General features: G+C 51.7%; 13 protein-coding genes and 4 pseudogenes. 10 read left to right on the plus strand and 7 right to left on the minus strand.

Translation table 11 applies throughout. From position 1 onward, the window contains the following. Positions 1-11 precede the first annotated feature (11 nt). Together BV494_RS26395 and BV494_RS24780 are read left to right on the plus strand one after the other, a co-directional pair. A complete protein-coding gene (locus BV494_RS26395) occupies positions 12-203 on the plus strand; it encodes an IS3 family transposase (RefSeq protein ID WP_369694505.1) in 192 nt (63 codons plus the stop codon). A gap of 151 nt (positions 204-354) precedes the next feature. Continuing rightward, positions 355-1,525, plus strand: a pseudogene (locus BV494_RS24780) (Tn3 family transposase); the annotation flags it as partial. 132 nt (positions 1,526-1,657) lie between these two features. Here BV494_RS24780 and BV494_RS24785 read toward each other — a convergent pair. The 5 genes and pseudogenes from BV494_RS24785 to BV494_RS24805 form a co-directional block, all read right to left on the minus strand. After that, the gene (locus BV494_RS24785; RefSeq protein ID WP_369694506.1) at positions 1,658-2,665 is read right to left on the minus strand and encodes an AraC family transcriptional regulator; all 1,008 of its coding nucleotides are present in this window, start codon (positions 2,663-2,665) and stop codon (positions 1,658-1,660) included. A gap of 46 nt (positions 2,666-2,711) precedes the next feature. Then, entirely contained in the window at positions 2,712-3,533 is an 822-nt protein-coding gene (locus BV494_RS24790) for an SDR family oxidoreductase (RefSeq protein WP_104925446.1), read from the minus strand. 49 nt (positions 3,534-3,582) lie between these two features. Beyond that, positions 3,583-3,858: pseudogene (locus tag BV494_RS26240) on the minus strand (hypothetical protein); the annotation flags it as partial. 212 nt (positions 3,859-4,070) lie between these two features. Next, positions 4,071-5,492, minus strand: coding sequence for an MDR family MFS transporter (locus BV494_RS24800; protein ID WP_226790145.1), 1,422 nt, complete (start codon positions 5,490-5,492; stop codon positions 4,071-4,073). 13 nt (positions 5,493-5,505) lie between these two features. Continuing rightward, positions 5,506-6,060, minus strand: coding sequence for a PadR family transcriptional regulator (locus BV494_RS24805; RefSeq protein WP_104925448.1), 555 nt, complete (start codon positions 6,058-6,060; stop codon positions 5,506-5,508). Between the two features lie 72 nt (positions 6,061-6,132). Between BV494_RS24805 and BV494_RS24810 the strand changes: the two are divergent. Both BV494_RS24810 and BV494_RS24815 read left to right on the plus strand, forming a co-directional pair. Continuing rightward, a pseudogene (locus tag BV494_RS24810) lies at positions 6,133-6,435 on the plus strand (Tn3 family transposase); the annotation flags it as partial. Positions 6,436-6,440: 5 nt separating this feature from the next. Next, positions 6,441-6,629 (plus strand): annotated as a pseudogene (locus BV494_RS24815) (integrase core domain-containing protein); the annotation flags it as partial. Positions 6,630-7,125: 496 nt separating this feature from the next. Here BV494_RS24815 and BV494_RS24820 read toward each other — a convergent pair. Continuing rightward, positions 7,126-8,280: a multidrug effflux MFS transporter gene (locus BV494_RS24820; protein WP_104925449.1), complete on the minus strand. Its 1,155-nt coding sequence runs from the start codon at positions 8,278-8,280 to the stop codon at positions 7,126-7,128. A gap of 126 nt (positions 8,281-8,406) precedes the next feature. On the opposite strand from BV494_RS24820, the gene BV494_RS24825 reads away from it, so the two are divergent. The 4 genes from BV494_RS24825 (at position 8,407) to BV494_RS26000 (ending at position 11,472) form a co-directional block, all read left to right on the plus strand. Continuing rightward, entirely contained in the window at positions 8,407-9,291 is an 885-nt protein-coding gene (locus tag BV494_RS24825; protein ID WP_104925484.1) for a LysR family transcriptional regulator, read from the plus strand. A gap of 416 nt (positions 9,292-9,707) precedes the next feature. Continuing rightward, positions 9,708-10,703 carry a class I tRNA ligase family protein gene (locus BV494_RS26245; protein ID WP_226790146.1) on the plus strand — a complete coding sequence of 332 codons (996 nt, stop codon included), beginning with the start codon at positions 9,708-9,710 and terminating at the stop codon, positions 10,701-10,703. A 209-nt stretch (positions 10,704-10,912) separates the two neighbouring features. Next, positions 10,913-11,182, plus strand: coding sequence for a hypothetical protein (locus tag BV494_RS24835; protein ID WP_104925450.1), 270 nt, complete (start codon positions 10,913-10,915; stop codon positions 11,180-11,182). Further along, on the plus strand, positions 11,095-11,472 hold the full coding sequence (locus BV494_RS26000) for a hypothetical protein (RefSeq protein ID WP_192938230.1): 378 nt from the start codon (positions 11,095-11,097) through the stop codon (positions 11,470-11,472). The genes BV494_RS24835 and BV494_RS26000 overlap by 88 nt, the downstream gene beginning before the upstream one ends. A 436-nt stretch (positions 11,473-11,908) precedes the next feature. Here the strand turns inward: BV494_RS26000 and BV494_RS24850 are convergent, their stop codons facing one another. After that, the gene (locus BV494_RS24850) at positions 11,909-12,469 is read right to left on the minus strand and encodes a FitA-like ribbon-helix-helix domain-containing protein (protein WP_104925453.1); all 561 of its coding nucleotides are present in this window, start codon (positions 12,467-12,469) and stop codon (positions 11,909-11,911) included. Between the two features lie 652 nt (positions 12,470-13,121). Here BV494_RS24850 and BV494_RS24855 point away from each other — a divergent pair. Both BV494_RS24855 and BV494_RS24860 read left to right on the plus strand, forming a co-directional pair. Next, positions 13,122-13,478 carry a hypothetical protein gene (locus BV494_RS24855; RefSeq protein ID WP_104925454.1) on the plus strand — a complete coding sequence of 119 codons (357 nt, stop codon included), beginning with the start codon at positions 13,122-13,124 and terminating at the stop codon, positions 13,476-13,478. A 460-nt stretch (positions 13,479-13,938) separates the two neighbouring features. After that, positions 13,939-14,562 (plus strand): TetR/AcrR family transcriptional regulator, encoded by a 624-nt coding sequence (locus tag BV494_RS24860; RefSeq protein WP_104925455.1) that lies wholly within the window; start codon positions 13,939-13,941, stop codon positions 14,560-14,562. Positions 14,563-14,889: the final 327 nt, after the last annotated feature.

A 14,889-nucleotide genomic window follows, 5' to 3' on the forward strand; every position in this document is an offset into this window, starting at 1 on the left:
CAAATGTACTGATGCTTCATGCGGCGGCTAAGTATGCCCATGCTGAAATGGATGCGACGTATGGCAGTCGGCGCATGTGTATTGAGCTGCGTGAACAGGGGGTTTACGTTGGCCGATACGGTGTCCGTAAGATAAGGGATCTGAGGTCCAACCGTGCGAAAATATACGCTAAGCATGCATTTTGCACAATCCTCTCAAATTAGCTTCCCAGATATTCTGTTAGAAGTGTCAGGGAAATCAGAATGCAATCTTAACCTTTCGGTATTTTAGCTTTATCCTGACGTCTGATGTGTGCTTAAAGCTTACAATTCAGAAAGTTACGAGCTTAACGCACGTTTTCGTTCCAGTGGGCTGCAGACCCCGTACATCAGCCTGAGCGCGGTACTGATGGTGAAGCCTGCAATATCGGATTGGAACCGCTGATAAAGCACAATGTACCGGTACTGACGCGCCACCGGCTCAGTTGGGTGAAACAGAATTACCTCCGGGCAGAAACGCTGGTCAGCGCCAATACCCGCTTGGTTGATTTTCAGTCCACACTGGAGCTTGCTAGCCGTTGGGGTGGCGGCGAGTTGGCTTCAGCTGACGGCATGCGCTTTGTCACGTCAGTGAAAACGGTCAATTCCGGGCCGAACAGAAAATATTTTGGCTCTGGGCGTGGCATCACCTGGTACAACTTCGTCTCTGATCAGTACTCTGGATTCCACGGCATCGTTGTCCCCGGCACATTACGGGACTCCATTTTTGTGCTGGGAGGCCTTCTTGAACAGCAGACAGGGCTGAATCCGGTTGAGATCATGACAGACACAGCCGGTACCAGCGACTATATATTTGGCCTGTTCTGGCTACTTGGGTATCAGTTTTCCCCCCGTCTGGCTGATGCCGGTGAAGCCGTATTCTGGCGAGTGGATAAATCGGCAAATTACGGAGCACTTGATGAATTGGCCCGTGGGTGTGCAGATCTGTCGAAGGCAGAAAATAAGTGGGATGAGATGATGCGAACTGCGGGTTCGCTGAAGCTGGGTACCATTCATGCTTCAGAACTCATTCGTTCGCTACTTAAAAGCTCACGGCCGTCAGGGTTAGCTCAGGCTATCATGGAGGTCGAGCGTGTAAACAAGACGCTGTATCTTCTTAATTATATTGATGATGAAGATTATCGTCGTCGGTTCCTGATGCAACTCAATCGGGGAGAGAGTCGCCATGCAGTGGCGCGTGCAATTTGTACGGGCAGCGCGGTGAGATCAGAAAACGCTACCGTGAGGGGCAGGAAGAGCAACTTGGGGCACTGGGGCTGGTCACTAACGCAGTGGTAATGTGGAACACGCTTTATATGCAGGAAGCACTGAGCTGGATGCGCAGTAATGGAGAAGAAACCAGGGATGAGGATATCGCCCGTTTATCCCCACTGATGCACGGGCATATCAATATGCTGGGGCATTATACGTTCACGCTATCCGATGATACTTTAAACGGAGATTTGAGAGCATTGAATTTCAATTTAAACAATGAATTATCTCCTTAACGTACGTTTTCGTTCCATTGGTCTTCAAACCCCGTGTAATGCTCCCTGATTTCCAGGTCGCTTTCGTTGTACAGCAATCCATCGAGCACATTGGTTGAATCCCTGACCCGACTGATTAAAAAGGCTGCCGACCTATCCACGGCGAACTTGGTCGGGCGTCGCTCCTGTCCAAGTCTTGAATGCGCGATAGAACGAGTTCGCCTCGTCGAACCCAAGCAAGAATGAGATCTCTGCCGCCGGCATTGTGGTTTTCTTCAAATAATGCCGTGCCAGCTTCTCGCGGGTTTCATTCAGGATCTGTTGGAAGTTACCACCTTCAGCGTGGACTCGACGCTGCAGCGTCCGTTTGCTCACCGCCAGTTTGCGCGCGATAGCGTCTATCGTCACAAGTCCACTAGGCAGCTCCTCGAGTAGTGCGGCGCGCACGCGCTGCGTTGTCGTCGCGGTGGTATCGAGACTGGCTAGCCTCTCCCGAAATTCCGGTTCAAAGGCGTTCCACATCGCCTCGTTTGATGTGAGGAACGGACGCGTGGCATCAGCGGTGGAAAACGTCACGCGGTGCGTCGTCCCGCGTTCAATGCGGGCGCCTAGAAACGATTCGTATAGCGCGCGGTGTGACGGCAGCACGTGTGTTGTAACGCCTAATGGCCGGATTTCCTCCCGTGTTCCCATGCGTGCGAGCGTTACGCAGAACAGCAGCTCCATCACAACAAGCGATAGCGGCGGTAGCAAGGCGTCGTCGAGCCAGCTGAACTCTATCGAGACGCGTCCATCGGCTTGCGTCACTTCGAGACGCATCGGGCCGATTAATGTCTTGTAACGCGCGATGCGTTGCGCAGCTACCAGCAGGTTTGGGCTGCACAGCGAAGCGAAGAGCGCCGGTGAGAAAGACTCGCTACGAATGGCGTAACACAGCCGCAGCGGCAACGGCAACGGCAACGGGGAGTCGTCGAGCTCCGCCTCAATGCCGTACCAGAGGCGATAGTAGTCTGCGGATGCGAGTCGGACGGACGGCTGATGAAGTAGGTCGTCCGGTAGGCCCGCCCGGCGCAGTACGTTGGCCGGGGAGATGTCCAGGTCTTTAAGAAGCGTGCGCCAAGTGGAGTCGAGTGCGTAGCCGGCGGTACCCATTAACGACATGGTTCGTCAACGTGGTGAATACGTCTATCGTTCCGCGCCAACGTACTCATGCCTCAGGCGCGAAGAGGGCTGCCATGCCGGCGAAGAAGGTTGCGTCATCAGTTGCGCGCCGATGCGCGAGGATCTGCACAGCATCCGCACCTGCCTCGTAGCGCAGTTGGTCGGTACCGTCGGTCGCTGCCGCGTAGATGATCGATGCGACATCTTCAGGTAGAGAACCTTTTTCCATCATCGGTCCTAGTTTGCCAAGTACAGATGCGATGAGCAACTGATACTCTTCCATCGTGACGTCGTTGCTGAAGTCTAGGGAACGACCACCGAAGTCAGTCTTCATGCCACCAGGCTCGACAACCTTCACTCGGATTCCGAGTGGCGCCAGTTCGTAGTGTAGCGACTCGGACAAACCCTCGACCGCAAACTTGGTTCCGTGGTACAGCGTGCCAAGTGGGAACGCCATCCGCCCGCCCATCGACGATACGTTGACGATGATGCCACTGCGATTGGCACGGAAGTGCGGCAGCAGGGCCTGCGTAGTCGCCATAAGGCCCAGCACGTTGACGTCGAACTGGCGACGAATCGTCTCGAATGGCGTTGCCTCCAACGGTCCGTACGCGCCATATCCCGCATTGTTAATGAGTGCGTCGATTCGTCCGAAACGGGCTAGGCCGGCACTGACGGCTGCGTGGATCGAGTCAACGTCCTGGACGTCGAGCCGCGTCACGAGCATGCGGTCGCGCTGAGTCAGTTCTGCTTCGCGCTCCGGAGCGCGCATCGTCGCGACGACGTTCCAGCCCTGTGCCTGGAAATGCAGTGCAGCGGCGCGGCCGAGGCCGCTGGATGTACCAGTAATGAGGACGCTGGGTGTCATGAGAACTCCTTTAGAAGAGCCTCCAGAATACCCTGTTACTTCGGGTCATTCAGTGGCTAGACGTGCCAGTCTGCCATCGGATAGCGCCAGATGTCCCAGGCCGAACGTATTCGAACATGGGGCGACAACTGTCGAGCCCGCAGCGCGAGCATCGGGCGAAGACGACCAGCGGCGATTGGATGCCGTGTGTGGCATGAGGCCTGGTGTTGAGGCTGTCGGCGATGGCATCGAGCTGTTCTTGGCTGTAGACGCTCAGGTCCGTGCCCTTGGGCAGGTACTAGCGCCGCAGGCCATACGTGTTCTCGCAGGTGCAGCGCAGCCACGGACAGACGTGGCCCCGGCTGTTCAGACAGTTTCCCGGGTTTGCTAAGTGGAACTCTGCGGGGTTGAAGTCGAACTACGCAACATGGAAGTTGCCAGTCAAGCTGCTTTCCGGAGCGCGGGCAGCGAGCCGAACCAGAACACGGTTGCACCCGCCAACGCTTTTGCGATGTGGGAGTAGCTTGCCGCGGGCGTAATAAGTTGCGTGAATAGATGTCAATGGCCACGATCTGAAGCTGCCTTGGATTTCGACGCGTCGGTACGGCGGCGGGCTTGACGTTCTGTGTAGGCGAGTACAAGGGTCGGGATCGCGGCAGATATCGTTATCACGAGCACCCATAAGAAAGTGTTCCCGAAGCCATCTGCCTGTACTGCGGGCATGGCGTAGTGGCGTAACCGATCATCAAGAATGACGGTGAGAACCGTCGTGCCGATTGCGCCGCCAACCCGTTGAAGAATATTGAGTTGCGGCGTTGCGTCGGCGATCTTTTTCGGCGCGATGGCCAGGTAGGCTGCAGTCATCGCCGGGATGATCGACAGACCGAAGCCGATACCCCGGACAACCATAAGAAGGCACAACAATGTGTAGGGGGTGGTGGCGGTCAGGAAAACGAATGGAATCGTCGAGATCGCCAGGATGACTGTGCCCGCAAAGGCGGTGATGCCAGCTTTGTAGCGGTCGATGAACGGCGAAGCGAGCAGTGCGCCAAGCCCGGTAGGTGCAACTAGCAGCCCGGCAACGATCACGCCTTCGCCCCGGACGGTCTGTAGGTACAGCGGCATGAGGATCATCCCGCCGTAATTCGCAGCGCCGAGCGCGAACGTTGCCACCGCCGCCGCGGTGAACAAACGGTTGTTGTATATCTTTAGATCGAGCAGCGGCTGCTTTGCCTGCAATGCGTGCGCGACGAAGCCGGCCAGGGCAACCACCCCGATCACTAGCGACACCAAGGCTGTCGCGGTCTGTCCCGCCGCCGCCAGGCCGTAAGTGATGCCCATGACCCCGGTGGACGACAGAATCAGGCCAGCCACATCGAGGCGTCCCGCGTTGCTTCCTTCTTTATCCTGTGGCAGCAGACGCAGAGCGAGTCCGATTCCAAGGACGCCGAACGGAATGTTCAGCCAGAAGATTGCCTGCCAGTTGATGTATTGAATCAGCAGGCCTCCGATGGTGGGGCCGAGTGTTGGAGCAAGGATGATCGGAATGGCGATCAAGCCCATCACTCGGCCCATCTGCGCCTTTGAGGACTGTGCGGTCCAGATCATCGTACCAACAGGCATGATCGCCCCACCACCGATCCCTTGAATTGCTCGGGAGACGACCAGCATCTCCACGCTGTGCGAGCATGCGCACATTACCGAGCCCACGGTGAATACTGTGAGCGCGGCCACGTATAGCCGTGCGGCGCCATATCGACGGGCTGTCCAGCCCGTCAGGGGGATGACAGCCGCGAGCGCCAGCAGGTACGCGGTCATCACCCACTGCACAGCCCCCAGTCCAGCGTGCAGGTCGACCGAGAGGGTACGCACCGCGACGTTGATGATCGTGGTGTCCAGAAATGACAACGATGCGCCGATCATCACTACACCTACTGATCGGCGTAAAGCTGGTGAAAAAGACTCAGGATTGGTTTTCACGGACGAGCCTCCTCTACGCGTTTTTTTCATTGGTCAGGGGTTTGGCCAGACTCTCCAGCAACATCTCATGCCAGGCAATCTCGGCTTTGAGTCGGACATCGCGGTGATGCACGATAAACTTCTCATTCATGGCCAGGTTATGCGCAAACTGCTCGGTCTTTGTACGCTCGTGGGCCAGCATGGCGCGCAGTTTTTCCAAGCGTAGTTCCAGCACGGCCGGAAACTCGTTGAGCTGTTCGCTGTTCAGTTGCGAAATCGCTAGGTCAAACGGGTCTGGGCGGAAGACGACCTCACCCAGCACCTTTTCATGCAGTCGGGCGAGGGCGACGCGGCCCTCAGCAGTAATTCGCCAGATTTGGCGTTCGGGGTAGCCGCCCGCCCGTTCGATGCGCACCTCCTCGATGAGTCCCTCGTTCGCCATGCGCTTGAGCGCGCCGTAGAGGGCTCCGACGGAGATGTCGGCCCAAAAGGATACGTACTCCTTGTCCGCGAGTTGGCGGAGTTGGTGTCCGTGCATCTCACCATGGTTGGCAAAAACGCCGAGAATGTAGAGTCTTATACTTGACATGAGACTATTCCTGCAATTTTACATGAAACTACTCTTGCAAGAATAGTTTCATTTGTCAACTATCCAAAATACCTGCTCACGATCCTTGCGGAAGGGATCAATCTTGGTCTAACCAAAATGGCAGAAGCCTGCCCCAGAAGCACCAAATCATCGCTCGAAGATATTCAGGCATGGTATATCCGTGACGAAACCTATTCAGCCGCCCTGGCGGAACAGGTGAATACACAGGGGAAACAACCGTTAGCGGCATTCTGGGGAGACGGAACAACATCGTCATCGGATGGCCAGAATTTCAGAACGGGCAGTATCGGCCGCTACGCAGGGCAGGTGAACCCCAAATATGGTCAGGATCCGGGGCTCCAGTTTTATACCCATACAGGCTACAGACGGACAACGGCAGCCTACGTGATGAATGTCTGAACGTGCACTGATTCCTGTCACGGGAATATACTCAGAAGAAGATCGAGCACTGGCGGCAGGAATATAACCAGTATCGGCCACATTCCTCATTAAATAACCAGACTCCGGCAGAATTTGTCCGAAGCCTGCAAACAGGCCCGGACCTCTGATTTATCCTGGCTCCGATATTGGGAGGAGATCATTTACTCTCCTTTGTCGAGTTGCTCCCGAATACGCATTTTCTATTTATGCCCTGCATGACTATGTACTTTTAATAAAGTACTTCGCTCAACAAAAATTTTATAAACACAATACTTCCCCGCCTACTTGTTCAGGAGTAAACAAATACATTGCCTGTTCGCGCGAACAGTTAGCCTGGATGAATAATAGATGTTATGACTGACGCTAGCGTCAAGAACATCTTTATTTCATCACTGCCAGTCATGAAACACGTACAGTTTTCAGGTTTTTGCTTCCGACCCCCTCCTTCGTGCGTAAACCGAACGCCGCCGCGGGGCATCGCATTTCACCCCGACGTCGCCCGAAGGTCTTTTCTTTTCACGGATTGGGGTTTACCCCAGACTACCCAATTGCCCACAGACTTATCCCCCGTTTTTGTGGATAAGACTACATTTAGCTTCAGCGCCACAGTCCGTGGTGGATATTTCATTTTGCTGGCCTGAGTTGACACACTAACAAGGCTGTTAATGCCAGAGCCAGAACTGACATGCCCAGAACGGCATAACTTACCCCAAAATTTGCGCTAGCCCCTGCGGCGAACACAGCGGCACTACCAATCTGTAAACATCCTACCAGGCCGGAAGCGGTCGCAGCATGCCCATTGCCACAATTTACTGCAGCTGAAACGGCCAGAGAAAGGCTGGAGCCATTAGCTAAGCTCACCAGGCACATCGGAAGAAGGATGCCGTATGTACTTTCAATACCTGACAGAATCAACGTTGCGTAAGCCACGCCTCCCAGTACAAAACAGCCGATACCAGTATTAACGATATGGTCATACTTCCAGCGGTTAAGTAGTCGTTTTGTCAGAAGATTGGCGCTGATTATGCCACCCGTCAGCGGAAGATAGAGCCAGCCTCTCTCCTCTTCAGCTATCCCCTCCTGCGCGAACAAAAAGGGAGACTGGGTCAGGTAGATAAACCATGCACTGTAAATGCAGCAGACGATAAGCGTATAACGCCAGAAAATACGGTTTGTCAGTATCTGTTTAAAGCCAGAAAAAGGCGAAATCACAGCATGCGAATGCTGCGGCCGTGTCTCTTCCATCTTGATAACCATAACAAGTGTTAGCAATCCGAACAAAGCCACAAAAAGAAAGTCCGCTCGCCATCCGAATGCGACAGCAAGATAACCACCGATAAGTGGAGCCAGGGCGGGTGAAAGCGAGACCAGAGGGTAAACCAGCGAGTAAACTTTAGCGGAAGTTGGTTTGTCGCAGGTGTCTGCAATCAGAGCCCGGCCAATCACCAGACCGCTCGCCGCCCCCAACGCTTCCACGATGCGCCATGTAAGGAACAACCGATAACTGGCTGTGCCCGCGCACCCAAGCGACCCTGCAATATAGAGAATAATTCCGGCAATAATGACCGGTTTACGTCCAAATATGTCCGATAAAGGCCCGCAGAAAAGCTGGCATATAGCGAGCGCCAGCAAGTAAACCGATATGGTCTGCGACATCTGAGATGAGGCAATAGAAAACTCCATTGCCATATCCGGCATGGCGGGAAGATAGATGTCGGATGCAATTAGCCCAAAAGCACTGAGCATCGCGACGGTGAAAATAAAAGTGAGTCTTGGCATGAAATTTCCGAAGATGAGTTGTCAGGCGGCACCTGAAGAATTGACGGGCACATGTTAACTTCAGTCTCTTTCATGCTAAAATGCATTAATTCGCACGACCATCATGCAAAATTGCAGTGGAGAGAGATGAACTGGGATGATGTAAGAATTTTTTTGGCCGTTTACCGTGCTGGTACGCTACGAGGAGCCGCTGACCTGCTCGGCATCGATCAAACTACTGTCGGACGCCGCCTTACTGCGCTCGAACAGCAGCTCGGCAGCAAATTATTTTTACGCACCACTGGTGGCTGGGTTCTGACGTCCGCAGGCCGGGAAATACTTTCCACGGCTGAAGAAATTGAGCAGTTGGCCGTCAGCTTCGAGCGCCGAAGTGAAGGAAGTGACGAAAGGATGGAAGGCGAGGTTCACGTCACCACAACCGATGCGCTGGCAGTGGATTTCGTGATCCCTGCCATCGAACATATACAAGCAAGATATCCGGCCATACGCGTTACTCTCACCACCACGATACGACTGCTTAATCTGGGGCGACGCGAAGCAGATATCGCAGTCCGAACCCAGCGTCCGGAGCAACCGGATCTCATCGTCAGAAAACTGAGTGCCTGGGATGTGGGACTCTTTGCCACACAAAAATATCTGGACGTATTTGGTGAACCAGAATCCAATACTGGTTTTGCTGGGCATCGCATTGCACTTTACCGGGCGGGCGTGACTCAGCATCAGGATGAGCGACTGGTCGGTGAGCGACGTGACAAGGGCCGTATTGTAGCGGAACTGGACTCCAGCTTGATGCTGACAACCTTTATCCGCGCCGGCCAGGCACTGGCAGAACTTCCTGCTTATCTACCGCAGAAATATCCGGAACTCATACGACTTTGGCCAGACCGTTCGCGCAATAAACCTTATGAAGTCTGGCTGGTTATGCATCAGGATCTGGCTCATACGGCAAGGGTAAGAGCTGTGATGAATACCATTGCTGACGAATTCCGTTTACAGCAACAGACTTGCTGAGCGAAGAAAAACAGGCGGTCTGCTTTTCGCTCATAGCTGACCCGCCCGTATTAAAGCGCCAAGTGCCAGATATAGTCATTCGAACCCTGAGAGTTACACTTTTAAGTGATTCAGGGTATGCGCTTATTGGTTACGAATATTGTGCCAGAATCATGTGATTTGATGATTGCCGCTTTGCTTTCGAGCCAGTAAGTGCTCCACGTTCGCTAACGAATACTCAGGGCAGGCATTCATTGTGTGTGAAGGCATAAAAACGCCTTTTAACGAAGGAGATACAGTTCAATTCTCACCTTTTTCTGAGCATTGTGTGATAAACGAAACTGATGAACCGTTTGAAATGTACGGTATTTGGTGGGATGCCGATATGTCTGCTCGATTTACTCAACGTCATCTGTTAAACGCAGGAGAGAATAATAATGTCTAAAACATTGATTATTGCTCCACCTCCAACACCTAATGGCGATTTACACGTCGGGCATATGGCAGGCCCTTATTTGGCCGAAGATATATATTCCCGTTATCTGCGGTCAACGGGCGTCGAGGTGAATTACGCCACCGGTACTGATGACAGTCAAACGTATGTCGTGACCAGCGGATTTAAATTGGGCGTGACCCCGGAAGAATTATGCTGCAAGGCCGCTCAAGATATTGAACATAGTCTGGAAGCCTGGGAGGTAAATCTTGACGGTTATGCCCCCTTTGACGACGGCTATAAAAAAATGGTGTACGAATTTTTAACGCCGCTTTATGAGCAAGGTAAGTTCAAGCTGAAAAAAGTGAAGCTCCCTTACTCGTCACATCGTAATGAGTTCATGGTGGAATCGTTTGTAACAGGGGAATGTCCTTCATGCCCGGCACAATCACGAGGCGGGCTGTGTGACAGTTGTGGTCAACCCAACAACTTCGACTTGCTGCGCAACCCAACGGCGACCCTGCCTCCCTTTGAGTCGTTGGAATATAAGGAAGTGTCTATTCTGGTCTTCCCAGTCGAGTCCTACCTAGATGGTCGCGAATACCTGATTGAGGCTTACTCCTGGGACGGCGTAACCATCCTCGGCTCTATCGTTGAAAGAGTCACGCTAGAAGGAAATTCCTTTGACGATGACGTTCATCACGCACCGACCGACCTTAGTGGGCGGGACTTACAGCGCGTCCACGCCGCCGTGCATGCAGTAGCTGTTGCTCAGGGACTCACGCGAAGCGTGATGCATGCGGAGATCCGCTTTCATCAGGGGCTGCCGTACATCGTTGAAATCGCCGCTCGACCTGGCTGCGGCGGACTTGATTTTATGGCCCGCATTTCAGCAAACTATTGCCCTATCAAAGCCGTAATTGACGTCGCCATCGGTAATAAACCCGCTTCTGCACACACTATACGCCAACGGGTAAGCATACCTTCGCACTGTGTCTGATTTCTGCCCCCGGAAAGATTGGTTCCTAATGAGGTTCGCAGCGATCCGGACACATTCATGCTGAAAATTATTTCACCTATTGCCAGCGTCATTAAGCGACCTCCGCTAGGGAATGACATTATTGGGTTCTTGGGCGTCATGGGAGATAGCCGCCAGGAAAGCGAAGATAAAGCGATGGCATATAGCCAACGAGTGAATGTGACAACGCGATGAAAAAGATCGGACTGGCGATTGCATTAGGGAAAGATGCCAATAGCCACACACGAACCTTTATTGAGGCTATTAATTATAGCCTCAAGAATTTCCCAGAGTTTAAACAGCATTCCCTTAAAATCGTCAACGATGAGAAATCGCCTGAAGGCGGTGAAAAGGCAGCGATTGAACTCGTTGAATGGGGCGCCGACGTGGTGGTCGGGCATTCTCCAGCTTCGGTGCGCTGGCGGCTTTACCTGTTTATAGCCGCAATGCGATCTCCCTAATATTACCGGCATCCACCGCCTGCGAATTAGGAAATTACAATCAACGCAGTGATATTCAATTGCTAAAATATCAGAAAGATAATGCAGCACTAATGACCTACTGTATCGATGACTGCATTATTAATCCTCAGGGAGGAACTGTGTATGCCGTGGTGCAAAACAATGATTATGCAAACCGGATGATGGAATATATTCCCATGCTGGCGAATGTGAAAATCGTCTGGGATATCCCCAGTCGCGTGGAAAAAAGGGATACTTACCTCATTGTAGGATATAGCGAATTTGCCTGAACGAAGATAAGACAGCTTTCTCAGACGCAAATTTATCGAATACTGTTGGTCGATGATTTCGATAGTCATGACGTGTACAACGCCTGTATTTTAAGGCCACAGAGGTTGTCGCGGGTCCGGTCGGTTTCTCCCATATCAATGCACGGTGTGAAGCGGTCTTACTGGAATGAAACGCTGCTGGCCTTGTCACTGGCGTGCGGCTTAGAGAGCCGGGAAGAAGGCAAAGCCAATACAAACCTGAGTTTCAGTACCTATCTGGGCCTCCAGGATTTTGATAAGGCGCACTGCTATGGTGACTGCATATTGGTTTCGGAAGACGTGGACTGAGATTAAGTGCGTGTCCTGACTTGAAGCACGGCCATTGCGTGCGTTCAGGCAGGCCAGATGTTATGCCATAAGGCCATCCGTTGGGGTGGCCTTTATCATGAGGACGCTATCAGCAAGGCCTTTCCACCTTCGGCAGGCGCAACGCTTCACGGATCTCATCAACCTGGTCGAAAAACTGTTCTTTCGTGATTCGATAAAAGAGATCGCGGTGGAACGCCAGCAGCGTGGCTGACTCACGCTTGGCCGCCTCGATAAAGAGCGCAAACGTCATCGATACCCCGTGCGGTAACACGGTCACGTCGGACATATGTTTCGCGCGGATCGCCAGCAAGGGTATGGCGGCTTTGAGGATCTCATTCAGCTCATCCTCTGTGCGTAAGGAGAGGATGCGGCAGTACGCCCTGTTTTCGGCGAGCGTTTGCGCCGCCTCAAACCAGTAGTCGCTGAGCTTTGCGTCGATCATTTTTGCGACTTCTTGATCAGACAAGGCAACCCAGCCGTTGGCACGGCAAAAATTGCCAATAAGATCGCCAAACGTGGCGGTCAGTAGCTCCTGCACAAATTCGCTCTTTGAACGACCATGCGCACGCGCCTGAGACGCGATCGCGTCATCGACCTCAGCCGATACATTTCTGATGGTCAGTACGCGATTTCTCTCTTTTGCAGTCATATCACCTCACAAGGCATATTTAGTATTAAAAATGAGTAAATTATCACAACATCATCAAATGCTACACATTCCATCTTATAGATGCAGAAATATCACCCATGTTAACAATACTCACTTCCATTAATAATTAACATTAATAACTCAAATTAATACTAGTGATGCGAATTAATGTTAATGATGCATATTGACGTTAATTATTCATATATCCGTCTTGTGCAGGCGCATAGGGTAAGGTGACGACTTTGGCCTCTCTCTTTTCACGTGGAGATCCGCTTTCTGGCAGAAGCGGATCTGGCCTTTCCGTCCAGCAGTCGTTCTCGCTAAAAACACATCATCAGGTATCTCTGGCGATACTAACTCCCGTACATGTTGTGTTTTTGGGCTTGCACTGTGACGGGGATATCGACCCCGAAAAGGGCGGCTTTGCTTATTACTGCACCGTGGTACACTTCCGGAAAGTGTGAATAAGCCCGTAAATCGGATCATCGAGAAAAGGCGAAACGGTAATTGCAGTGCGTAGTTATATTGCTGCTTATTATCGTGTTAGCGATAATTTCAGTTGATGAATTTATTTTAGTGACTGTCACGTTAGTTATCGAAATGATAATTGCGAGGCGGAACTATTCGTTAGCAAACCACGAAGGAGTTCAGGATGGGAGGTTCCGTGAAGGTGAAAATCGGAGGAAGGGAGTTTGCTTCCAAAAAAGGGGCGGTGAGTTATTACATGGATCTGCGTGAGGCGGTGAAAGAAACCGGCCCGCTCAAAGACGGGGAGTTTTTTGAGGAACTCCAGGATCTTTATCTTCGTTATTGCGAGGCGACAAAGTTTGCGTTGAACGGCAGGGTTATTTACGGATTCGGCGTGGATTATGAACCCCGTCAAAGCGGCCAGACCTGGGCATCACACCTGTGCTACTGGGTGCATTTTTCTCCGAAGCAGAAATTGTCGTTTTCCGTGAGAGAAGCGGTGGATGCAATCGTGAAAGCTGAAGCCGGAGATAAACTGTAACGGCGGCCGGGATTTTCCCCACAATTAAGGAACCGTCATGACCGATGAAATGTCGTTTGATGAAGACCAAAATGCGTGGCTGCTGACGCTGCCGGAAATAGCCTTTTTCGGATCTTCTAAAGCAGGAGAAGGAGATGTGAGCATCATACAGTGAATAAGCAGACAAAATGGGGTATCTGACGTGGAAAAAAACTTATGCTGAATTATGGAATGTAGGAAAAACTAATGCCGATAAGATAAAAAGCTACATGGCGTGTAAAATTCGTTCAGTCTGAGTATCCGAGGTGCAATATCGCTCAGAAGACAGAATCATGCTAGCCCGGACCACAATGCTGCATTCCACCGTACCCTATCCTCTTTGCCTCATCATCACCGAAAGTAAGATTTTAGTTAAAAAACGCTTTACGAAAGCATTAATCTGATTGTAGATTAAACAATCCACAATAAAGGTTAGTGACCCATGAAAAGAAATCCTGGCAGACCAAGAGAATTTGACCCTACTGACTTTCTGAACGTTGCTCAGGCGCTGTTCTGGGAGAAGGGCTACAGGGCGACATCTCTTGCCGATCTTAGAGAAAAATCGGGGCTGGCCAGCGCAAGCATCTATAAACTTTATCCCGACAAACACGCCATTTTCCTTGCCGCGCTTCGTCAGTACATGGATGGCGGTCTGAGTCGCCTAACCCAGCGTGAAACCGAGCTTGAACCCGAAACAGCACTGGCCCAGACGCTCGATTTTTTTGCACAAGTCACCGCCGGCCCTGATGGAGCACGGGGATGTTTTTCTATTGCGGCGGCCAGTGAGCTGCTTCCTGCCGATGAGGATGTCCGGGAACTGATTGAATATATGTTTTCAGGACTGATTTCCCGGCTGACGCGCATTCTGAAAAAGGGCCAGAGGAAAGGCGTATTCCGGAATGATTATGATGCCGGAATTATGGCTGAAGGCCTTTTTATGATGCTGGAGGGAATGAGGCTGTATGGAAAAGTAAAACCAAAAATTGAAAATCTGCGAAGGTCGAATGAGTTTTTTATCAATTCGGTTCTCGCATTCCCTGTCAGCAACGATAAGTCCTCGGGATAAAGTGATGCTGATGGCAGGAATGACCGTCCGGAGAAAAAAAAGGAACAGGATCCTGACTGTTCTGTATTCTTCAGGTCGAACTTTATCTGCGGCTGGAACTAAAAAGGAAAGTTCTATAAAAGAACCTTTGATGAAAGCACACTGGTTATACTCGCACCTTCACCTGAAATAATTACAGTGATGTAATTATTAACCTTCATATGTAAATACTGGACTCGTTGCTCCAGGGTATTCTCATGCCATCAATAAAAATTAAATCATTGCATATCAGTCAGCAGTAAAAATACAATCTATACGCGAAAACTCTATTGATCCTATCTTTCATTG

Source organism: Rahnella sikkimica, from assembly GCF_002951615.1.
Classification (GTDB): Bacteria; Pseudomonadota; Gammaproteobacteria; order Enterobacterales; family Enterobacteriaceae; genus Rahnella; species Rahnella sikkimica.